Genomic DNA, 20,516 nt, shown 5'->3' with positions numbered 1-20,516 from the left:
GGCCACCGCGGGCCGCCGACTTTCCCGACCGGGCGCCCACCTGTGTATATTCCGGAGAAAGCCAAGGGGTCCAGGCAGTACGGCGATGGGGTGGGGATGGTACGCGCGGGGCTCACGACGGACCGCGTCGTCGCGGCGGCCGCCGACCTGGCGGACTCGATCGGCTTCGACAAGGTCACCATTTCCGCGCTGGCCCGAGGCTTCGGCGTCAAGGACGCCAGCCTGTACTCACACGTCAAGAACCTCCAGGACCTGCGTACCCGGGTCGCGCTGCTGGCCGCGGGGGAGTTCATCGACCGGATCGAGGCCGCCGTGGCCGGCCGGGCCGGCCGGGACGCCCTCATCGCCTTCGCCGACGCCTACCGGTCCTTCGCGCTGGAGTGCCCGGGCCGGTACGAGGCGACGCGGATGCGAGTCGATCCCGCCGTCGTCGCCGCTGCGCCCGCGTACCACCGGACCATCGCGACCACTTCGTCGATGCTGCGCGCCTACGGCCTGACCGAACCCGATCTCACGGACGCGGTACGGCTGCTGCGCAGCACGTTCCACGGGTTCACCGCACTTGAGGCGGACGGCGGATTCGGTGCGCCGCGTCCGGTGCAGGCGTCGTGGGAGCGTGCCGTCGAGGCGTTGCACTTCCTGCTGGCCAACTGGCCGTCGGCGACCGGCGGGACCGCTCGCGCAGAGTGAGCGCCGTGGACACGAGCCCGCGGCCGCGGCGCAGGGCGGTCGGGTTCTCCCTGATGCCGGCTCACTCACCGAGAAGCCTGAGCACGCGGGGCCAGCCGTCGGCCTGCGCGTGGGCGTTCCCGGCCGATGTCCCGCCGAGATCCATGTACCTGTTCGACATCCGGTTCATCGCGTAACGCGCCGAGGGGCTGTACGGGTACCAGCCGATGGCGTGGCCCGCCTTCTTGTAGACCAGGGCCTCGCGCCGGCTGCCCGGGCCCGACTGATCGTCTCCGATGCTGCGGGCGGCATCGGCCGACTGCCAGAGCCGGTCGTCATCACCCGCGATCGCCAGAACGCTGCCCTTCACGTCGTCGAGCGGGATCGGGGTGAGGTCGACCGGCTTGTCGTTCCGGGTCCATGCGATGCCGTGGGGGAAGCCCGGCGTGGTGTTCCGGGACGGGGCGTAGAGGACGACATCGCCGACGAGCCCGGGGTAGGCGTGGGCGAGAAGTTGGGCTGCCTCCGTCCCGCGGGAGACTCCGATCACGGCAGGCTTGGCACTCTTCGTTCCGTACTGCCGGTCCAGGAACCGGGCGGCCGTGGCGAAGTACTCCAGCTTGATGTTCTCCAGGCTCTCCGGACGCCCCGGGCAGCCGAAGTAGCAGAGAGCGAGGACGGGGTGCCCGTGGGAGGCGAGCAACGCGGCGGCAAGCCGGTTGCTGGTGCCGCCCTCCGAGCCGCCGATGGTCAGCACCGGTGCACGTCGTGGCGAGTGCGGCGCCGGGAGGTACAGGGCCCCGTACAGGCCGTTCCTGTCCCCCCTCAGGGCCTGGTAGGTCGTGCCCTCGCTCATCCACGTGCGCGTCAGCGAACGTGTCGCGATCCGCTTGCCGCCGGCCTTCACGGCGAGCGTCACTTTGAAGGACGCCTGCTGTTCCGGTGGCTTGGAGGCGAACGTCTCCTTCCCCGCGCCCTTCTGCTGGGGCGTCATGGACCAGAACAGGCCCATGCCGTCCACGCCGCGGTAGGTTCCCGAACGCGATCGTGCACGGTTCAGGTCCACGGTTCCGGCATCGTCCGCGGTGACGACGGCCTGGCTCGCCCATGGGGCGCCCCGATAGTCCGCCGCGCCTGCGGTGAGGGTGACCTCCTCGTTTGGACGCAGGCCCGAGACCCGGACACGTACCGCGCCGTCCGCCAGGGATTCCGCCCGGTCCACCTGGATGCTCGCCCGGGTGCTGTGCTGGGGCCCCGACGAACACGCGCCCGCACCTGACAAGGTCAGACAGCACGCCACCGCGACTGCGCGGTACCGCCAGCCTGTCGCACGGCCGTTCACGTCCTTCGTCCTCACGATGCGCCCCCTCAACTCGGCGTTGCCGCAGTAGCTGTACAGGGCAATCAATCACGTGGAGGAGGTTCCGCGCCGAGGATCGGGCAACCGCAATCGAACTTTTCGAATCCTTGGCCGAACGCGGCGCGGACCGAGAGGCGCGGACCGAGAGGTGCGGACCGGGAAGCGCGGATCGGGAAGCGCGAGACGCGAAACCTCCGGCGGCGACGGTCGTCCGTCGCGGCCGGAGGCTGCTGGGGTGGCCCCTGCGCCCTCGTGGTGAGGTCAGGCGGCCTTGCGTGAGCGGCCCGCCGCCGCTTCGCGGGCCAGTTCGGCGTACCGCCGGCCGCTGCTCTTGACGGTGCGGCGCTGCGTCGCGTAGTCGACGTGGACGAGGCCGAACCGCTTGTCGTAGCCGTACGCCCACTCGAAGTTGTCCAGCAGGGACCAGGCGAAGTAGCCGGCGAGCGGCGCGCCCTTGCGGACGGCGCGGGCGCAGGCGGCGAGGTGCTCCTCCAGGTACTGGGTCCGCTCCGGGTCGTGCACCGAACCGTCGGCGAGGACGACGTCCTGGTACGCGGCGCCGTTCTCGGTGACGTAGAGGCGCTGGACGCCGTACTCCTCGGTCAGGCGCAGGAGGAGCTGCTCCAGGCCCTGTGCGTGGACCTCCCAGTCCATGTGGGTGTGGCGGGAGCCGGGCAGGTAGACCTGCTTGGCGTGCGGGACGGGGCCGGTCGCGTCGGCGGTGACGACCTGGCGGAAGTAGTAGTTCACGCCCATCCAGTCGAGCGGCGCCGAGATGATCTCCATGTCGCCGTCCTGGACCGGGAGTTCGACTCCGTACAGGTCGACCATGTCCTGCGGGTAGCCGCGCCCCAGGATCGGGTCGAGCCACCAGCGGTTGATGTGGCCGTCCCCGCGCACCGCGGCGGCACGGTCCGCCTCGCGGTCGGTGGCCGCCTCGACCGGGCTGAGGTTGTTGACGATGCCGACGCGGGCGTCCGGGGACGCGGCCCGGATCGCCCGCACCGCGAGGCCGTGGCCCAGGTGCAGGTGGTACGAGGCGCGGACGGCGGCGGTCAGGTCGGTGAGACCCGGAGCCATCGTGCCTTCGAGGTGTCCGATCCACGCCGAGCAGAGCGGCTCGTTGAGCGTCGCCCAGTCCTTGACCCGGTCCCCGAGGCGGTCCACGACGACCGAGGTGTACGCGGCGAAGTGCTCCGCGGTCTCGCGGACCGTCCAGCCGCCCCGGTCCTGGAGCGCCTGCGGAAGGTCCCAGTGGTAGAGCGTGGCGAACGGCGTGATCCCGGCGTCCAGCAGCCCGTCCACCAGCCGGTCGTAGAAGTCGAGACCGGCTTCGTTGACCGGGCCGTCGCCGCCGGGGACGATCCGCGGCCAGGCGAGCGAGAAGCGGTACGCGCCCGCCCCCACCTCCTTGATCAGGGCGATGTCCTCGGGGACGCGGTGGTAGTGGTCGCAGGCCACGTCCCCGGTGTCGCCACCGGCCACCTTGCCCGGGATGTGGGAGAAGGTGTCCCAGATCGAGGGGGCGCGGCCGTCCTCGGCCACGGCTCCCTCGATCTGGTACGCGGCGGTGGCGACGCCCCAGGTGAAGTCGGCCGGGAGGGCGCTGAGGTCGTTCACGGACTTCCTTTCCGAAGTGGTCACTTGACGGCTCCCGCCGTGAGGCCGGCGACGAGGTAGCGCTGGAGGAGCAGGAACCCGCCGACGATCGGCACGCTGACGACGAGCGAGGCGGCCATGACCTGGTTCCAGTAGACGTCGTTCTGAGTCGCGTAGCCCTGGAGGCCGACGGCGAGCGTGCGGGTGGTGTCGTTCGTCATGACGGAGGCGAAGAGGACCTCGCCCCAGGCCGTCATGAACGCGTACACGGCGACGGCGACGATGCCGGGCACCGCGGCCGGCACGACGACCCGGAACAGGGCGCCGAGCGGTCCGCAGCCGTCGACGAGGGCGGCCTCGTCCAGGTCCCTGGGTATCGAGTCGAAGTACCCGATGAGCATCCAGATGGAGAACGGCAGCGAGAACGTCAGATACGTGAGGATCAGTCCGCCGCGCGAGCCGTACAGCGCGATCCCGGTGCTGTTCCCGATGTTGACGAAGATGAGGAACAGAGGGAGCAGGAAGAGGATGCCGGGGAACATCTGGGTGGAGAGCACCGTGACGGTGAAGACCCGCTTGCCGCGGAACTTGTAGCGGCTGACGGCGTACGCGGAGAACACCGCGATGATCACCGAGAGGACCGTCGCCGAGCCCGCCACCACCAGCGAGTTGACGAAGTACCGGGCGAGGGGGACGGTGTCCCAGATGTCGAGGTACGGCTTGACGGTCAGCCCGGACGGGATCCAGTGGAACTTCCCCGAGACGTCCTGGAGCGGCTTGAGGGAGCTGCTGATCATCACGTACACGGGCAGCAGGACGAAGGCGGTCAGGAGGGCCAGGATGATGCGGCGGGTCCAGAGGAAGGACTGCGGCGCGGCCATCGGCGACCGGGACCGTGATCTTGATCTGGCCGCTCTCGACAGTGCGGCCGGCTGGGCATGGCTAGGCATCTGCACCCTTCCTTCCGCGCGAGGTGATGAGCAGGTAGACGGCCGTCACGACCAGCAGGAACAGCAGCAGGAGCACGGACATCGCCGATCCGGTGCCGAAGTTCCAGGTGACGAACGACGACTGGTAGATGTGGATCGAGATGAGGTCCGCGTTCTCCGGTGCCGCTTTGCCGAACAGCACGTACGGGGTGTTGAAGTCGTTGAACGTCCAGAGGAACAGGACGAGCACCAGGACCTGGTTGACCGGGCGCAGCGACGGCAGCGTGATCTTGCGGATCTGCTGCCAGATGCCGGCGCCGTCGATCGCGGAGGCTTCGTACAGCTCGCGCGGGATGTTCTGCAGCCCCGCCATCACGATGAGGAAGGCGAACGGCCAGCCCTTCCAGACCGAGACGACGATCAGCGCGTAGATGCTGTTGTCGCCGATCAGCCAGAAGGACGGCTGGTCGGTCAGCCCGAGCTGGTCGTGGAGCACGTGGTTGACCAGCCCGTTGTCCCGCTGGAACATGAACGCCCAGGTGATGACGGCCGCGTAGACCGGAAGGGCGTACGGGACGAGGAAGATCGCCCGCAGGAACCCGCGGCCGCGGAAGTTCTCCTGGAGCATGATCGCCGCCGTGACACCGAACAGCCACGCCAGGCCGACGGCGAAGAACGTGAAGACGCAGGTGACGAAGAACGAGTGGAGCAGAGCCTCGCCGATCGGGGCGTTGAAATCGACGGCGATCTTGTAGTTGTCGAGGCCGGTCCAGGGCGCTGCGCCCCAGTTGCCGATGAAGAACTGAGTGAGCTGGCGGAAGCTCATCACGATCCCGATGATCATCGGGATCACATGGATGAGAAGTTCGAGCAGGACGGCCGGCAGGAGCAGGAGGTAGGGCAGTCCGCCCTGGCGGATCCGGTCGGGGATGCGCGGCAGTCTCCTGCGCGCACCCCCGGTGCCCCGGCTCGTCACCCTGTCCGACTTTTCGGCTCGGCTGTCGGTGGTCACGGTGGCGGTCATGGAAGGTGCCTTACTGCTGCATCGTCTGCTGGGCCTTTTCGAGGCGCGCCTTGACGGATTCGGTGGTCACGGGGCGTCCGGCTGCGGCGTCGGCCCACAGCTCCTTGACCGCGGTGCCGACGGCCGTCTCGAACTGCGACTCGTTGGGCACCTGCGGCAGCGGGGCCGCGCTCTTGGCCAGCGTGTCGCGCAGGACCGCGAGGTCGGGCGCCGAGAACGCGGCGTCGGCCTGGGCGGTCTTGACCGGCGGGATGGACCCGTAGGTCTTGTTGAGCAGCTTCTGCTCGGCGTCGCTCGTCATGAACTTCACGAACTTCTTGGCGCCGTCGATGTTCTTGGTGTTCTTGAACACCGCCATGTTGATGCCGGCGACCATGGAGTTGATGTTCTTGCCCTGGCCGGGGGTGCCGGACGCGACGGGCACGGGGGCCGCGCCCCAGTCCTCGGGCTTCATGCCCTGGGAAGCGAACGTCGAGGCGGCGGCCTGCCACAGCACCATCGCCGTCTTGCCCTTGGCGAAGTCCGTCAGGGACTGGTTCTGCGCGTACTCGGCGTTGCCCGGCGCGACGATCTTGTCCTTGGCCATGAAGTCGATGTACTGCTTCACGGCTGCGACGGCACCGTCGGAGGTGAACGTCGGCTTTCCGGCGGCGTCGAAGAAGTCGGCGCCGTGCTGCTGTGCCAGGACGAAGGTCTGGTGGATGTTGTTGGAGAGGTTGGAGCCCTCCGCGCCCAGGCCCCACTTGCCGTTCTTGGAGAGCTTCTTGCCGTCCTCGACCAGCTCGTCCCAGGTGGCCGGGGGCTTGTCGATGCCCGCCTCGGCGAAGCTCTTCTTGTTGTAGTAGAGGGCGTACGCGAGCGAGTACAGCGGGACCGCGGAGGGGTCCTTGCCCTCCGCGCCGGCCGAGGCGACTGCCGAGTCGACGAAGCGGTCCCGGCCGCCGATCGCGTCGAAGTTCGCCTTGTCCCAGGGCAGCAGGGCTCCCGTCGCCTGGAGCGAGGCCGACCAGGTGTTGCCGATGTTCAGCACGTCCGGGCCCTGACCGGACGTGGTGGCCGCGAGGATCCGGTTCAGCAGGTCGGCCCAGGGGACGACCTCCAGCTTGACCTTGATGCCGGTCTGCTCCTCGAACTTCTTCAGCTCGGGGGTCAGGATCTTCTTGTCGGCCTCGATGCTGGGGCCCTGGTTGGAGGCCCAGTACGTGAGGGTCTTGGGTGAATCGTTGCTGCCGCCGCTCGAAGACGTACCGCCTCCGCAGCCGGTGACTCCGGCGGCGATGGAGATCGCGAGGGTGGCGGCTGCTGCGGCTCTGATGGTGCGCATGCGGGATGGCCCCTTTCCGGGGAGGAAGTCCGCGTTCGAGAACCGAACGACCTTCAGGACTTAATTTATGACGTGATTTAAGAGGTGAGAGAATGTCGCGTCAAGTCCTGCGGTCGCGGTATGTTGCCGGAAGGGAAGGAGCCACATGGCTGAGCGCAACAGACGGACCGTGCGTGACCTGCGACGGGGCAACCGGGCGAGGGTATTGCAACGGTTGTATTTCGACGGCCCGCTGAGCCGCCAGGAGCTCGGCCCCGCGACGGGGCTGAGTTCAGGTTCCATCAGCAACGTCGTCGCGGAACTCTCCGCCGAGGGCCTCCTGGAGGAGGCCGGCGTCGTCGACTCCGACGGCGGCCGCCCCCGCACCCTGCTGCGCGTCGCCCCCGGCGGCGGCCTCCTCATCGGCATCGACATCGGAGAGACGCGGATCAGGGTCGAGCTCTTCGACCTCGCCCTCACCGAGCTCGCCCGCACCGAACGGCTACTGGCCCAGCACGGCTACGACGTCGACCGCATCGTCGGACACGTCCGCAGCGGGGTCGCCGACGTACTGCGCGACGCGGGCGCCGATCCGGGCCGGCTTCTCGGCATCGGCATCGGCGTCCCCGGCATCATCGAGCGCCACGCCCCGGAGGGTGCGATCGGCGACGTGGGGTCCGTCGTCCACGGTCAGACCATCGACTGGAGCGCCGTCCCCTTCGAGCGGCTGCTCCGCGACGCCGTCCGGATCCCGTCCGAGGTGCCGTTCTTCATCGACAACGGAGCCAAGACCCTCGGTCAGGCCGAGATGTGGTTCGGCGGCGGACGCGGAGCCGGGGTCTCGGCCGTCGCCCTCATCGGCTCCGGAGTCGGCGCCTGCGTCAACCACGGCGACCTGCTCGGCGAGGCCCGCAGCAGCATGGCCCTCGAATGGGGCCACACCACGGTGCAGTTGCGCGGCCGCCGCTGCCGGTGCGGCTCGATCGGCTGCCTGGAGGCGTACGCGGGCGCCGAGGCCATGCGCGAGCGCTGGCACGAGGCGGGCGGCCCCCTGCCTGCCGACGCCGACGACGAGACGGCGCTCGCCGCGCTGCTCGCCGCCGCCTACCCCGGTCCGGGCGGCGAACCCGACCCCCTGGCCGTCTCCCTGCTCGACGAGACCGCCGAATGCCTGGGGGCGGCCCTGGGTGACCTCATCAACCTCTTCCTGCCCGAGCGCATCCTGCTCGGCGGGTGGGCGGGCCTGCTGATCGGGCCGCATCTGCTGCCCGACATCCGCCGATACGCGCAGGAGTACGCGCTCCGCCACGCCGCGGCCCGCACCACGATCGAGCTGGGCCGCCTCGGCCCCGACGCGGTGACGGTGGGCGCCGCGACACTCCCGCTGTCCGACTTCCTGGCCCGGGGCGGCAGCCGCCCGGCCCCCGAGGCGCAGTCCGGCCCCTCGGCGCCGGGGTTCCGCACGGCGGCGGACGCGGTACGGGGGAGGGGGCGCGCACGGACGGTGTCGGACGCGACGGGGTGAGGCGGGGTACGCGGACGCGGCGCCGGGTGCTGAGGCGTCGGCACCGGGCCGCCGGACGCCGGGGCCGAAGCGTGGGGTCGACCCTCACGGCGAGGGCGAGGGCGAGGGCGATGACGATGACCGGGACGTGGGGCGCCACGCGGCCGGCCAGGTCACGTCCCGGGCGACGGCTCCCGGCACGCCGAGACTCGCCCGGGCGCTTTCCACGTAGCGGCTGCGCGCACTCCGGAACTCCTGGAACGCCTGGTCCCAGTTCTGCTCGACTTCCGTGGGGACGCCCCGGGCCAGGGTCTCCAGCCGCCACAGGCAGTGGTCCAGCGTCTTGGACGCCGTGTTCGCCTCGGTGTCGCCGAGGAGCCCGAGCGTCTCGGAGAGGGCGGAACGGCGGGACTCCAGCTCGCCGAGCTCGGTGAGTACATCGGGAGTCGGCTCCAGCTCCGTGGGCCCCGACACCAGGCCCCGGGCCGCGGCGATCATGTGGTACCGGGCCGCCAGCTCCTTCACGGCATGGGCATACTCGGCATAGGCGGTCAGGCGGTGCTCGTCCCAGCGCACCGACTGCTGCCTGCGCCACCTCGCCCGCTCGTTCAGACTGCTGACGAGGAAGGACATGAGCGCTCCGAGAGCGACGCCCACCAGGGGCAGTATCCGGTCGGTCAGACTCACCATGGACCCCGATCAAGTAGCAGCATCCACCTGATCATTTCCGCTGCGGCCGGGCAGCACAACACCCCCCGGGGCAGCGGGGGATGGCGGCCTGAGCCCCGTGCGGGTGCGGGCCGGTGCCGGGCCTACGCCGAGTCGCGTACCACCAGCGCCGGTTCGAAGATCACCGATGTCGTCGCTCCGTCCGGCTTCGAGAGCCCGTCGATCAGCAGTCGGGCCATCTCGGCGGCCATGGCCTCGACCGGCTGGCGGACCGTGGTCAGCGGCGGCCGGCAGGCGGACGCCGCGCTGCTGTCGTCGAAGCCGATCACCGCGACGTCCTCGGGCACCCGCCGTCCCTGTTCGCGCAGCACATGGCAGGCGCCCGTCGCCATCAGGTCGTTGGCCGCGAACACCCCGTCCAGATCCGGGTGTTCGGTCAGCAGCCGCTCCATCGCGGCCTCGCCGCTCTCCTGGGTGAACTGCCCTTCCGCGATCGGGATGTACGGATGTCCGTGCTGCGCCATCGTGTCGCGGAATCCGGCCAGCCGGTCCTGCCCGGCCGGCACGTCGAGCGGCCCGGTGATGGTCGCGAGGCGACGGCAGCCGCGTGCCAGCAGGTGTTCGGCGGCCAGCCGCGCACCGTCCTGGTGGGCGAGGTCGACATAGCTGATCCGGACCGGCCGCGCGGGCCGCGCGTACAGCACAGCGGGCAGTCCGGCGTCCGTGAGCATGCCGGGCAGCGGGTCCTCCGCGTGCGTCGAGACGACCAGCGCGCCGTCGGCGCTGCCCTGGCGCAGGAACGACACCACGTCCTCGCGGGCCCGTGACGTCTCGGCGAACATCAGGACCGGGTGCATTCCGCGCGGCCGGAGGTAGTTGACCACCCCGGTCACCACCCGGCCGAAGAACGGGTCGGCGAAGACCTGCGCGGTGAAGGACGACCCGCTCTCCGGATCGGCCGTGTCCGAGGCCGAACCGCCGTCGGACGGTTCGGTGTCGACCCCGGCGCCCGACACCACCAGGGCGATGGCGTCGGTGCGCCGGGTCACCAGGGAGCGTGCCGCGCGGTTGGGTGCGTAGCCGGTGAGGGAGACCGCTCGGCGCACAGCCTCCTGGATCACCGGGTCGACATTGCGTACGCCGTTGATCACCCGGGAGACGGTGGCGCGGGAGACACCGGCCGCCCTCGCCACGTCCTCAAGGGTGGGTGTACCGGCCGATCGTGGAGCATCCGTCATGAGCGCATTTATAGCATCAGTGGAGAGCGCTCTCCAGTGCGCTCCGGGCCTCCGTCGGCGTCCGTTCCGGCCGGACGCGGTGCCGCGACCGCCGTCAGCGTCGTGCTGAGCGGCAGATCGCCCGCCGAACGGCCGCCCAGCAGGGAGAAGTCACCGGACTCCGTCTCCCATCCGTGCCGCATGGCCGACCAGTGTGCCAGGGCCCGCCCCGAGACCCGGATGACCGCGACCGCGCTCTCCCCGGGCTCCGCGCCGACCGCCGCGTACCCGATCAGGCGCCGGGCGGGCCGCTCGACCGCGGAGCCGTTCCTGGCCACATACAGCTGGACCACCTCGCGGCCGCGCCGCCGCCCCGAGTTGCGTACCCGGACGCGTACGTCGAAGGCATCCCCGGCCCGGACCGTCGCCGGGGCCGTCAGATCCTCGTACTCCCAGCTCGTGTACCCCAGCCCGTGGCCGAACCAGTAGGCCGGAACGGCCCCCGACCGCAGCCAGGCCGCATAGCCGATGTGCAGACCTTCCTCGTAGCGCAGCCGTCCGTCGGGCGCGGGGGCGGTGCCGAGCACCGGTACGTCGTCCTGGATGGCGCCCCAGGTGGTCGGGAGCCGGCCACCCGGCTCGGCCCGGCCGAACAGGACGTCGGAGAGTCCGCCGCCGGCCTCCTGCCCGGGGAACCAGGTGAGCAGCAGGGCGGGCACCCGGGCGTGCCACGGCAGGGCGACCGGACCGCCGGAGTTCACCACGACCACCGTGCGCGGATTGGCCCGCGCCACGGCCCGCACGAGAGCGTCCTGGCCGTCGGGCAGGTCAAGGCTCTCGCGGTCGTGACCCTCCGACTCGCTCTCCTCGGTCGTGCCCACGACCACCACGGCGACGTCCGCGGCGCGCGCGGCGGCCACCGCCTCGGCGAGGGCGGAGGCGGCGTCGCCGGCGGGAGGGGCGGCGGCGAGGACCGTCGCCACACCCGAACCGGGGGCCAGCGAGCGCCGCGCCACGACCTCCACCTCCTCGCCCGCGACCAGTTCGGCCTGTGCGCGGTGCAGGGGCGGGGCGACGTGGACCCGGGTCGGATCGTCGCTGTCCACCGGGAACGTGCCGGACAGCACCACCTCGCCGCCGACGGACAGGGAGATCACCCCCCAGCCTCCCACCGCCCAGGTCCACACACCGCCCACGTCGGGGCGGACCAGAGCCCGGATCTCCACGGCCGCGGCACCGTCGACCACGACCGAGGGCTCCACGATCCGGCCGGACAGCCGGTGCTCGGCATGGAGTTCGCCGCCGTCCGCGTCCAGCAGCCTGACGAGTACGCCCGGTGCTCCGGTGCGGGGATCGCGCGACCTGTCCAGGGTGAGAGGGAGGGGACGGCCGGACGGTGGCAGGCCCCGGTGGTGGGTCACGTTCGCCGAGCCGTCGAGTGCCGCCTCGATCCCGGCCAGCGGAGTCACCACCGCCTCGGGGAACACCTCCGCGCTGCCCCCGCCCTGAATGCGCACCGCCGCGGCATGCGGACCGATGACCGCGACCGAGCGCAGTCGGGCACGGTCCAGCGGCAGCAGGTCCCCGTCGTTGCGGAGCAGCACCGCGCCCGCGGCGGCGGCACGGCGCAACAGTGCCCGCTGCGCGCCCGGGGCGATGACGGGCCGCCGCACGGGCCGGGGCGATCCCAGCGCACCCACCTGCCCGGCGAGCCGGAGCAGCCGCCTCACCTTGTCGTCGACGGCCGCGGGGGAGACCAGCCCCTGTTCCAGCGCGGTGAGCAGGCCCGCCGCCCAGGGGCCGTCCGGCCCCGGCATCGCCAGGTCCTGCGCGGAGCGTGCGGTGTCCAGGAGCGTGCGCACACCGCCCCAGTCCGAGACCACGGGCCCCTCGAATCCCCAGCCTTCCTTCAATGGGCGCTCCAGCAGCGGAGAGGCGGACATGGTGACGCCGTCGACCTTGTTGTACGCGGACATGACCGCCTGGACGCCGGCCTCCACCGCCGCCTCGAAGGGGGCGAGATAGACCTCGTGGAGCGTCTGTTCTTCCATGCGGACGTCGACGATCAGCCGGTCCGTCTCGGCGTCGTTGGCGACGAAGTGCTTGGCGGTGGCGGCGACCCCGCCGGACTGGATGCCCTTGATGAGAGCCGCGCCGGTCCGGCCGGTGAGGAGCGGGTCCTCGGAGAAGCACTCGAAGTGCCGGCCGCCCAGTGGGGACCGGTGCAGATTCAGTGTGGGGGCGAGGAGTACGTCCACGCCTTTGCGCCGCGCCTCCGAGGCGAGCAGCGCGCCGAGATCCGTCAGCAGGTGCTCGTCCCAGGAGGCGGCCAGCGCGGTCGGGGAGGGCAGGCAGAGCGATGTCTCGCGCTCGTCCCAGGTCTCGCCCCGTACCCCGGCAGGCCCGTCGGAGAGGGTGAGGGCGCGCAGTCCCACGGCTGGTTCGGCGTGCGTACGCCAGGTGCTCGCACCGGTCAGCAGGCGCACCTTCTGGGCCAGGTCGAGCTTCTCCAGCAGCGGATCGATCTCTTCGTCCCTCATGACGGTCATGCCCTTTCAGTCCGCGCGCCCGATGGCTGGGAGAGCGCTCTCCCGCGTCAAGCGTCGCTGGCCGACAGTGACCGTGTCAATGGGGAACGGTTCCGCGCGGGCCGTGTGCCGCCCGGCCTCCGCCGGTGGCCGGAACTCGCTGTGCTCTTGTCATCACGCGTTGTCTGCACATAAGTTGACCGCTTGCGACGTGTCCTACTGCCTGTGGGGGAGCCACATCATGGCCGCGAACGGACGGCACCGCAGATACCAGCCGAGCCGCATCAACCGTGTCTCGCTCACGGTCACGGCGGGCGGTGCGGGCATTGCCCTTCCGCTCATCACCGCGGCGTCGGCGGGCGCCGCGTCAGGTGAGGTGTGGGACAAGGTCGCCGCGTGCGAATCCACCAGCAACTGGGACATCAACACCGGCAACGGGTACTTCGGCGGGCTGCAGTTCACCCGGTCGACCTGGGCGGCCTACGGCGGTACGGAGTACGCGCCGCGCGCGGATCTGGCCACCAGGGACCAGCAGATCGCCATCGCGGAGAAGGTCCTGGAGGGGCAGGGCCCGGGCGCGTGGCCGGTCTGTTCGGGGAAGGCGGGCCTGACGCGGGGCGGTGACGGCCCCGACATCAGCCCGCAGTCCGAGCGAACGGCCAAGGTCGCGGCGCCGAATAAGGCCGGTCCCCGTGCCTCCGCTTCGCAGAGCGCCGGGACGAAGAAGGCCACGCCGACCACGGTGCCGGGCAAGCGCGACTCGTACACCGTGGCGCGCGGGGACTCGCTCTCCGCGATCGCGGCCGAACGGCGCCTGGACGGTGGCTGGCAGCGCCTCTACTCGGCCAACCGCAAGGTCGTCGGCGACGACCCGGACCTGATCTTTCCGGGCCAGCGTCTGAGCCTCGACCTGGCAGGGACCCCGAGGACGGTCAGGAGCGCCGCTCCGAAGACGGATGCCACGCCGCAGCCACGGGCCAAGGACGTCGGGGAAGCCAGGGACGCCAAGGAGAAGGCGGCGCCCGCACCGAAGAGGACGGCACAGCCGGAGCGCAAGCAGACGGTCCGGCCCGCGCAGCAGGCTCAGCCGAAGCCGACGGCCCAACCGAAGCAGACACAGCAGCCGAAGCAGACGCAGCAGGCGAAGCCGAAACCCAAGAAGACCGAGACCCACAAGACGGAGACCCGCAGGACGGAGCGGGCGGAGAAGCACTCCGGGCTCACCGCTCCGGTGGCGGCCCGCACGGGCACCCCGTACCACCAGTCAGGCTCCTGGTCCAGCGGCTACCACACGGGCGTCGACTTCCCCGTGCCCACCGGCACTTCGGTGAAGGCGGTGGGCCCCGGCACGGTCGTCTCGGCGGGCTGGGGCGGGGCGTACGGCTACCAGATCGTCATCCGGCACAGCGACGGCAAGTACAGCCAGTACGCGCACCTGTCGTCGCTCCTGGTGCGTTCCGGCCAGCACGTGGGCGGGGGGCAGCGCATCGCCCGCTCCGGCTCCACCGGCAACGTCACGGGGCCGCACCTGCACTTCGAGATCCGGACGGGCCCCGACTACGGCTCCGACGTCGACCCGCTCGCCTACCTCAGGGCGGGCGGCGTCAAGGTCTGAGTGCCGGGCCGGTCACCGGCCGCGGCGGCAGATGCGGTGGACCCCGTGGAGGACGCGCCCCTGCGCGCGCCGCCGCCGAGCGGCCGCGGGTCCGGTCCGAACTCCGCCTGACCCACCCGGCGCTCCAGCGGCTTCCGCACCGTCATCGGCAGAGGCGCGGGAAACGTTTCCGCGGCCGCCGGCGGCGTCGGTGCCACGGGTTCGGGAAACGCCACCACGGCCGGGGTCGTCGGCCGGACCGGCCGGGGCACCGTGCCCGCCGGGCCGTTCGGTGCGCCCGCCGGGTCCGGCGAGCCGGCGGGCCCGGCGAAATCCGCCGCGTCGTCGCCGGAGGCGCCGACGGGCAGGGTCCCCGGCGGACGTGCGGCGAGGGTCGCGCCACCGGACTCCCGGCCCGCGCCCCGCGGACGCTCACCGGCGGCGGTCCGCCGGCCCTCGCGGCGCTCCGCGCTCATCCGCTCCGTGGTGAGCATGATCAGCCCGCCGGCCGCCACGGCTCCGCAGGCGAGGGCGAGCAACGTGCCGGCGGTGCCGTGCCGGAACTGCTCACCGAACAGCGTGATGCCGACCGCGGCGGCCACCACCGGGTTCACCACCGTCACCGTGGCGAGCGGTGCCGTCAGACCCGCGCCGCGGTACGCGGCCTGGGACAGCAGCAGCCCGGCCCCCGCGAGCGCCGCGATCACGAGCAGCGTCGGCAGACCCGCGCCCACCTCGCCCGAGGTCCACTGCATGGCCACGGTCTTCGTGAACACGGACGCGATGCCGAAGGCGACACCCGCCGCTCCGGCCAGGACCACGCTGCGTATCACCGGCCGGCGCATGGCCTTCGCGACCAGCATCAGTGCGGCCACCGCGCCGAACGTCACGATCGCGAGCATCAGTTGCTCGGGCCCGCCGAGGGACTGCGCGTCGGACCCCCCGGTCAGGGCCAGAAGTCCCGCAAGCCCCACCGTCGCCATGAGCGCGCCGCGCCAGGCGGTCGCCCCGGCCTTGCGGCGTACGAAGAGAGCGGCCATAGGCAGGGCGAAGACGATGGTCAGGGCGCCCAGCGGCTGCACGAGGCTGAGCGGGCCGTAGGCCAGGGCCACCACGTGCAGGACCGCGCCCACGCCGTTCAGGGCCACCGCGGCCCACCAGACCCGGTTGCGCAGAGGTGCGAGTGAGCGGCCGTCGGAGGCCGTGGCCACGCGCTCCTGGACGATCGCCCCGGCCGCGTAGGCGACCGCGGAGACCAGTGACAGCAGCACGGACAGCGCGAGGGAACTCATGTACACCACGATCTCCCTTCAAAGCCGCCGCGTCGTCGTCCCTGAGACGGCGATTCGGCCTACTGCTTTGGTAGTACGGGAGTGGTCCCGGTGTCCTCCTCCCGACGGTAGTCCTCCTCGCGGCCGACGTCAGAACGATCATCCCGCACGGATACGGTGGACCGCGAGCCGCGGCACTGCCGGTGCCCGTGGCATCACACCGGGTGGCCGGCGGATGGGGAGGCGGAGCGCGATGGACGGGAACGAAGAGGCCGGTCCGGGCGGGTTCTTCGTGCTGCGGACGTCCCCCGCGCCCGAGGGCGGGTATCTCACGCTGGCACGGTTGTACGCGGGAGAGGACGCACCGCTCAGGGGCCGCGTCGACACCGTCGCGGCGCGGCTCGGAACGACCGAACGGCGCGTCGCCGCCTCCGTCGCGCATCTGGGGCTGGCCGCGCGGCTGTGGTCCTCGGCGCTCGGGCCCGCGGTCCTCTCGGGCGGCGTCCCCGCCCTGCGGGCCGAGGACCTCCACTGGGACCCCCGGCTGCCCGCCCCGGACGATCTGTGGCTCGGCGGACGAACCGTGCTTCCCGGCTCGGCCGCCCGGATCAGGGACGTCGTCCAGTACGGCCATCTCGTCCCGCTCGGTGAGGCGGTGCGCCGGGACACCCCCGTGCCGCTCGGGCTGCTGTGGGACAACGCCGGATCCGCGCTGGCGGGAGCCGTGCGCCAACTGATGGTGTGGGCGCGCGCCCATGGCAGGCCCGACGTCGCCGCGCGCACCCGCGCCCTGGCCGCCGAACTCTTCGACCACCCGGATCTGCGCGGCACGGGCGCACCGCACGGACCCGCTTTCCGCAGGAGCACCTGCTGCCTCTACTACCGTGTGCCGGGCGGCGGGCTGTGCGGCGACTGCGTCTTCGACGAGGCGCCCCGCCGCTCGCCCGGACGTGCCGGCCGAGCGGGCGGACGCTGAGCGCGACAGAGCCTTTCGGGTCTCTCTCGTGAGCGGTTCGGCACGTACGGCGGCGGGGGAGCGGCCAACGGGCTACGAAGTCGACGGAGGACGGATCCATCTCTGCGACGAGGAGCCCGGGCATGCGGCACGGCACTGGGAAGACGACGGGGGCCGGGCCCGGTGTCCGCACCACGAGGGCGCTCGGTGGGGGGCCGGGTGCCCGCGCCGCGAGGGCGTTCGGTGCGGGGGCGGGTGTCCGCGCCGCGAGGGCGTTCGACGCGGGGCCGGGTGCCCACACCGCGAGGGCGATCGGCGCCACGCATGGTGCTTGATCTCGTCATCATCGGGCTGGCCATCAACGCGGGGCCCCTGCACAACAGCGCGTTCATCCTCCTGCTCTCCACGCTCCGTGGCGTGCGCAAGGGGCTCGCGTTCGTCCTCGCCTGGCTCGGCTGCCTGGTCCTCGTGCTGGCGGCGGTGATCCTGCTGACCGGCGGCGAGCCGCCCGCTCCCCGTAGCGCCCCCTCCACGGCGGCCCTGGCGCTCAAACTGGCGCTGGGCATCGGGATGGTGGTCTACGCGGAGAGGAAGCGGCGGCGGGGCGGCCGGCCGCGCCGGTCGCCGAAGTGGCTGTCGCGGCTGGACAACGCCTCGCCGTGGACCGCGGCCGGTCTGGGCGTGGTCCTGCAGCCGTGGGGCCTCGTCGCCGCGGGAGCCGCCACAGTCGTTCAGGCGCACCTGGCCTCCATCGGCTCGTACGTGGCGCTCTTCGCCTTCTGCCTGCTGGCGACCTCCGGCCTGTTGGTGATGCTGCTGTACGCGACGTTCCGGCCCACGGAGGCCCGGTCGAGGCTGGGCGCGCTGCGCGAGTGGACGGAAAGCCATCAGGACCAGGCGATCGTGACGCTCTCCCTGCTGGCGGGCCTGTGGCTGGTCGCCAAGAGCCTCTACCAACTCGTCTGATCCACACCGCGGTCACAGGTGTTCCGGGCATGCCGAAAGGCGGCGTGGTGATCCGGTCCGCGCCGTCGTTCAAAGGGCTCTGACGTGGGCTCTTCCGGAATTCCTCCGCTCCGCACCCGGGCTTGTCATGGACCTGGACAGCGCCGCATCCGGCGTGCTGTCATGCCAACTGCCTTTCCTTCCAACGTTGTACATCGTGTTGCAACGAGCCGCCACCCTTCCTCACCAAGGAGGATCCGTGCGCATCGACAAGAGACTGATTCTGTTCCTGGCAGCTGTCGTGGGAGCCGCCGGTCTGTCCGCCGTACCCGCCGCTTCGGCGGCCGGCCAGGACCCCGCAGCCGCCTCCGAAGTACAGGGGCTGAAGGGGGAGTACTACACCCAGTCCACCCCGGGGGCCTTCGACTTCGGGACGCTCAAGGCCACCGGCTTCGACCCCTCCATCGACTTCCCGACCCTGGAGTCACGGCTGAGCTCGGCCACCGGGCAGGCCGACGACGCCAGCATCCGGTGGACCGGGAAGATCGTCCCGGAGAAGTCCGGCGCCCATACGTTCTCCATGATCGGGGACAACGGCTTCCGCCTCTGGATCGACGGGAAGCCGGTCATCGACCACTGGGTCGACGACTGGGAGAAGGAACAGACGTCCCAGCCGGTCGAGTTGACCGCGGGGACCGCCTACGACTTCAAGGTCGAGTACTTCGAGCACGAGGGCGGTTCCAACCTCCACCTCAAGTGGACCCAGCCGGGCGGCACCAAGGTGCCCGTGCCGCAGTCCGCCTTCCGGCTGCCGGACGACTTCGCGTACGACGGCGCCATCGGCGCCACCGTGCTCGCCGACGGCCGCACCCTCAAACTCGACTTCGCCCAGAAGCTCGGTGCCCTTCCGGCCGGTCTGGTGAACCATCTCGACGCCGTGATCGGCGGGGCCGAGTGGCCGCTCGGGGTGGTCCGGGCGGACCCGGCCGACCCGCGCAGCCTGACCGTCGCCCTCAAGGAACCGGTCGTCGGGAACAAGGCCGGAGACGCCAAGGGCCTGGCCGACATCCGCTACGACGGGGACGGCGCACTGGCCGGTGAGGACGGCACGCGGGTCGGCGCCTTCTGGTCCAGCGGGCCCAACCACTCCACGTACCAGCTCCGCACCGCATGGGCCGATGAGGTCGGACCGAAGAACGCTCTGCCGGAGTATCCGCGCCCGCAGCTCACCCGCGACAACTGGCAAAACCTCAACGGTTCGTGGGAGTTCGCCGCGGCGAAGGCGGGGGAGCAGCCGCCGGTCGGCAAGAAGCTCGGCGAGAGGATCCTCGTCCCGTACCCGGTCGAGTCGCAGCTCTCCGGCGTCGAACGCCATGAGGACCGCATGTGGTACCGCCGGACCTTCACCGTCCCGAAGAACTGGAAGGTCGGACCGGCGCAGCGGCTCCAGTTGAACTTCGGCGCCGTGGACTGGCAGTCCGAGGTGTACGTCAACGGCCACAAGGTCACCGAACACAAGGGCGGCTACGACAAGTTCAGCGCCGACGTCACTGACGCACTGAAGCCCGGCCGCACCCAGGAGCTGATCGTCGGTGTCTACGACCCGACCGATGCCGAGGACGGCGAGAACCCGCCGATGGGCAAGCAGCGCCTGGACCCGAGCGGTATCTGGTACACCCCGTCCTCCGGTATCTGGCAGACCGTCTGGATGGAGCCGGTCGCGGCCGACCACGCGGACTCGCTGAAGCTCACCCCGGATGTCGCGGGCGAGAGCGTCGCCGTCGAGGTGCGCGGAGTGCGGGACGGTGTGCCGGTCACGGCGACCGCGTACGACGGCAGGCGCAAGGTGGGTACGGTCACCGGGCGGACCGGATCGGCCCTGAAGGTGCCCGTGCCCGACCCGCACCTGTGGTCCGCGGACGATCCGCACCTCTACCAGCTCAAGGTCACGGTCGGATCCGACCGGGTCGGCAGCTACTTCGGCATGCGGTCCGTCGCCGTCGAGAAGGTGAACGGCACTCCGCGCACCATGCTCAACGGCAAGCCGGTCTTCATGATGGCCACCCTCGACCAGGGGTTCTGGCCGGACGGGCTGCACACCGCTCCCACCGACGAGGCTCTCGCGTACGACCTGAAGATGCACAAGGCGATGGGCTTCAACTCGGTCCGCAAGCACATCAAGGTCGAGCCCGACCGCTGGTTCTACTGGGCGGACAAGCTGGGTCTGATGGTCTGGCAGGACATGCCGGCGATGAACACCGTCAACCCGTCCACCGCCGCCCGCGCCGAGTACGAGCACGAGATGAAGGAGATGATCGACGAACACTCCAGCCACCCGTCCATCGTCATGTGGGTGACCTTCAACGAGGGCTGGGGCCAGTACGACGAGGCCCGGATCGCCGACCAGGCCAAGGCCTGGGACCCGACGCGCCTGATCAACAGCATGTCCGGGATCAACCTGGGTGTCGACGGCGGCACCGGGGACATCATCGACGAACACGGCTACCCGAGCCCCGCGCTGCCGAAGCCGGACGGCCGACGGGCCCTGATGAGCGGTGAGTACGGCGGACTCGGACTCGCGGTGCCCGGCCACGCCTGGGCGGTGCAGCAGTCGTACATCGCGGTCGACCCGGCCACCTACACCGACGACTACCTGGCCAAGCTCGACGAGGTGCACGCGCTGGCCTGCAAGGGCGGCAACGGCGCGGTGTACACGCAGATCTCCGATGTGGAGGGTGAGCTGAACGGTCTGCTCACCTACGACCGCAAGGTCGTCAAGCCCGATGTGAAGCGGGTCCACGACGCCCAGCAGGCACTGATCCGTGATGCGTCGAAGGACGTCGTCGCGGGCTGTGTCTAGGTCCGACCTTTCGGGGCCGCTGTGGTCCGTCCCTCACGAGGACGGACCACAGCGGCCTGTCCCACCCCTTGACGCGGATCAACGGGGAA

The 20,516-nt window shown here is 71.1% G+C and carries 15 protein-coding genes; 6 read left to right on the top strand and 9 right to left on the bottom strand.

All coding sequences use genetic code 11. The features are described 5' to 3' along the window. Positions 1-96: 96 nt before the first annotated feature. Positions 97-690, top strand: coding sequence for a TetR-like C-terminal domain-containing protein (locus OG959_RS01475; protein WP_326666150.1), 594 nt, complete (start codon positions 97-99; stop codon positions 688-690). Positions 691-751: 61 nt separating this feature from the next. Here OG959_RS01475 and OG959_RS01470 read toward each other — a convergent pair whose 3' ends face one another. From OG959_RS01470 to OG959_RS01450, 5 genes are all read right to left on the bottom strand, one after another. After that, positions 752-2,026, bottom strand: coding sequence for an acyl-CoA thioesterase/bile acid-CoA:amino acid N-acyltransferase family protein (locus tag OG959_RS01470; RefSeq protein ID WP_326656137.1), 1,275 nt, complete (start codon positions 2,024-2,026; stop codon positions 752-754). 264 nt (positions 2,027-2,290) lie between these two features. Continuing rightward, positions 2,291-3,649, bottom strand: a complete 1,359-nt coding sequence (locus tag OG959_RS01465; RefSeq protein WP_326656136.1) for a GH1 family beta-glucosidase — start codon at positions 3,647-3,649, stop codon at positions 2,291-2,293. A gap of 20 nt (positions 3,650-3,669) precedes the next feature. Continuing rightward, positions 3,670-4,578 carry a carbohydrate ABC transporter permease gene (locus tag OG959_RS01460; protein ID WP_326656135.1) on the bottom strand — a complete coding sequence of 303 codons (909 nt, stop codon included), beginning with the start codon at positions 4,576-4,578 and terminating at the stop codon, positions 3,670-3,672. Then, complete coding sequence (locus OG959_RS01455; protein WP_326656134.1) at positions 4,571-5,581, bottom strand: carbohydrate ABC transporter permease; 1,011 nt, start codon at positions 5,579-5,581, stop codon at positions 4,571-4,573. Before OG959_RS01455 ends, OG959_RS01460 begins: the two co-directional genes overlap by 8 nt. 10 nt (positions 5,582-5,591) lie before the next feature. Beyond that, on the bottom strand, positions 5,592-6,905 hold the full coding sequence (locus OG959_RS01450; RefSeq protein WP_326656133.1) for an ABC transporter substrate-binding protein: 1,314 nt from the start codon (positions 6,903-6,905) through the stop codon (positions 5,592-5,594). Between the two features lie 145 nt (positions 6,906-7,050). Here OG959_RS01450 and OG959_RS01445 point away from each other — a divergent pair, with 145 nt between their 5' ends. Beyond that, a complete protein-coding gene (locus OG959_RS01445; RefSeq protein ID WP_326656132.1) occupies positions 7,051-8,409 on the top strand; it encodes an ROK family transcriptional regulator in 1,359 nt (452 codons plus the stop codon). 84 nt (positions 8,410-8,493) lie between these two features. Here OG959_RS01445 and OG959_RS01440 read toward each other — a convergent pair whose 3' ends face one another. The 3 genes from OG959_RS01440 to OG959_RS01430 form a co-directional block, all read right to left on the bottom strand. After that, on the bottom strand, positions 8,494-9,078 hold the full coding sequence (locus OG959_RS01440) for a hypothetical protein (protein WP_326656131.1): 585 nt from the start codon (positions 9,076-9,078) through the stop codon (positions 8,494-8,496). Between the two features lie 122 nt (positions 9,079-9,200). Further along, entirely contained in the window at positions 9,201-10,295 is a 1,095-nt protein-coding gene (locus tag OG959_RS01435; protein ID WP_326656130.1) for a LacI family DNA-binding transcriptional regulator, read from the bottom strand. Between the two features lie 8 nt (positions 10,296-10,303). Further along, positions 10,304-12,823 (bottom strand): glycoside hydrolase family 3 C-terminal domain-containing protein, encoded by a 2,520-nt coding sequence (locus tag OG959_RS01430; RefSeq protein ID WP_326656129.1) that lies wholly within the window; start codon positions 12,821-12,823, stop codon positions 10,304-10,306. 220 nt (positions 12,824-13,043) lie between these two features. Between OG959_RS01430 and OG959_RS01425 the strand changes: the two genes are divergently transcribed. Then, on the top strand, positions 13,044-14,417 hold the full coding sequence (locus OG959_RS01425; RefSeq protein ID WP_326656128.1) for a transglycosylase family protein: 1,374 nt from the start codon (positions 13,044-13,046) through the stop codon (positions 14,415-14,417). Here OG959_RS01425 and OG959_RS01420 read toward each other — a convergent pair. Continuing rightward, complete coding sequence (locus OG959_RS01420) at positions 14,387-15,697, bottom strand: DMT family transporter (protein WP_326656127.1); 1,311 nt, start codon at positions 15,695-15,697, stop codon at positions 14,387-14,389. The two genes, OG959_RS01425 and OG959_RS01420, sit on opposite strands and share 31 nt — an antisense overlap. A 223-nt stretch (positions 15,698-15,920) precedes the next feature. On the opposite strand from OG959_RS01420, the gene OG959_RS01415 reads away from it, so the two are divergent. The 3 genes from OG959_RS01415 (at position 15,921) to OG959_RS01405 (ending at position 20,427) form a co-directional block, all read left to right on the top strand. Further along, the gene (locus OG959_RS01415; RefSeq protein WP_326656126.1) at positions 15,921-16,643 is read left to right on the top strand and encodes a (2Fe-2S)-binding protein; all 723 of its coding nucleotides are present in this window, start codon (positions 15,921-15,923) and stop codon (positions 16,641-16,643) included. Between the two features lie 303 nt (positions 16,644-16,946). Then, a complete protein-coding gene (locus OG959_RS01410; protein ID WP_326656125.1) occupies positions 16,947-17,588 on the top strand; it encodes a GAP family protein in 642 nt (213 codons plus the stop codon). A gap of 238 nt (positions 17,589-17,826) precedes the next feature. Further along, a complete protein-coding gene (locus OG959_RS01405) occupies positions 17,827-20,427 on the top strand; it encodes a PA14 domain-containing protein (protein WP_326656124.1) in 2,601 nt (866 codons plus the stop codon). The last annotated feature ends 89 nt before the right edge of the window (positions 20,428-20,516 follow it).

Source organism: Streptomyces sp. NBC_00385 (assembly GCF_035917155.1).
GTDB lineage: Bacteria > Actinomycetota > Actinomycetes > Streptomycetales > Streptomycetaceae > Streptomyces > Streptomyces poriferorum.
This window is presented reverse-complemented; position numbering and strand designations above follow the sequence as displayed.

Bases quoted from the DNA above. Each gene is read 5' to 3' on its own strand.
- OG959_RS01475 (WP_326666150.1), top strand. From the start codon at position 97: ATGGTACGCGCGGGGCTCACGACGGACCGCGTCGTCGCGGCGGCCGCC.
- OG959_RS01460 (WP_326656135.1), bottom strand. From the start codon at position 4,578: ATGCCTAGCCATGCCCAGCCGGCCGCACTGTCGAGAGCGGCCAGATCA.
- OG959_RS01430 (WP_326656129.1), bottom strand. From the start codon at position 12,823: ATGACCGTCATGAGGGACGAAGAGATCGATCCGCTGCTGGAGAAGCTC.
- OG959_RS01415 (WP_326656126.1), top strand. From the start codon at position 15,921: ATGGACGGGAACGAAGAGGCCGGTCCGGGCGGGTTCTTCGTGCTGCGG.
- OG959_RS01445 (WP_326656132.1), top strand. From the start codon at position 7,051: ATGGCTGAGCGCAACAGACGGACCGTGCGTGACCTGCGACGGGGCAAC.
- OG959_RS01440 (WP_326656131.1), bottom strand. From the start codon at position 9,078: ATGGTGAGTCTGACCGACCGGATACTGCCCCTGGTGGGCGTCGCTCTC.
- OG959_RS01450 (WP_326656133.1), bottom strand. From the start codon at position 6,905: ATGCGCACCATCAGAGCCGCAGCAGCCGCCACCCTCGCGATCTCCATC.
- OG959_RS01435 (WP_326656130.1), bottom strand. From the start codon at position 10,295: ATGACGGATGCTCCACGATCGGCCGGTACACCCACCCTTGAGGACGTG.
- OG959_RS01455 (WP_326656134.1), bottom strand. From the start codon at position 5,581: ATGACCGCCACCGTGACCACCGACAGCCGAGCCGAAAAGTCGGACAGG.
- OG959_RS01410 (WP_326656125.1), top strand. From the start codon at position 16,947: ATGGTGCTTGATCTCGTCATCATCGGGCTGGCCATCAACGCGGGGCCC.
- OG959_RS01425 (WP_326656128.1), top strand. From the start codon at position 13,044: ATGGCCGCGAACGGACGGCACCGCAGATACCAGCCGAGCCGCATCAAC.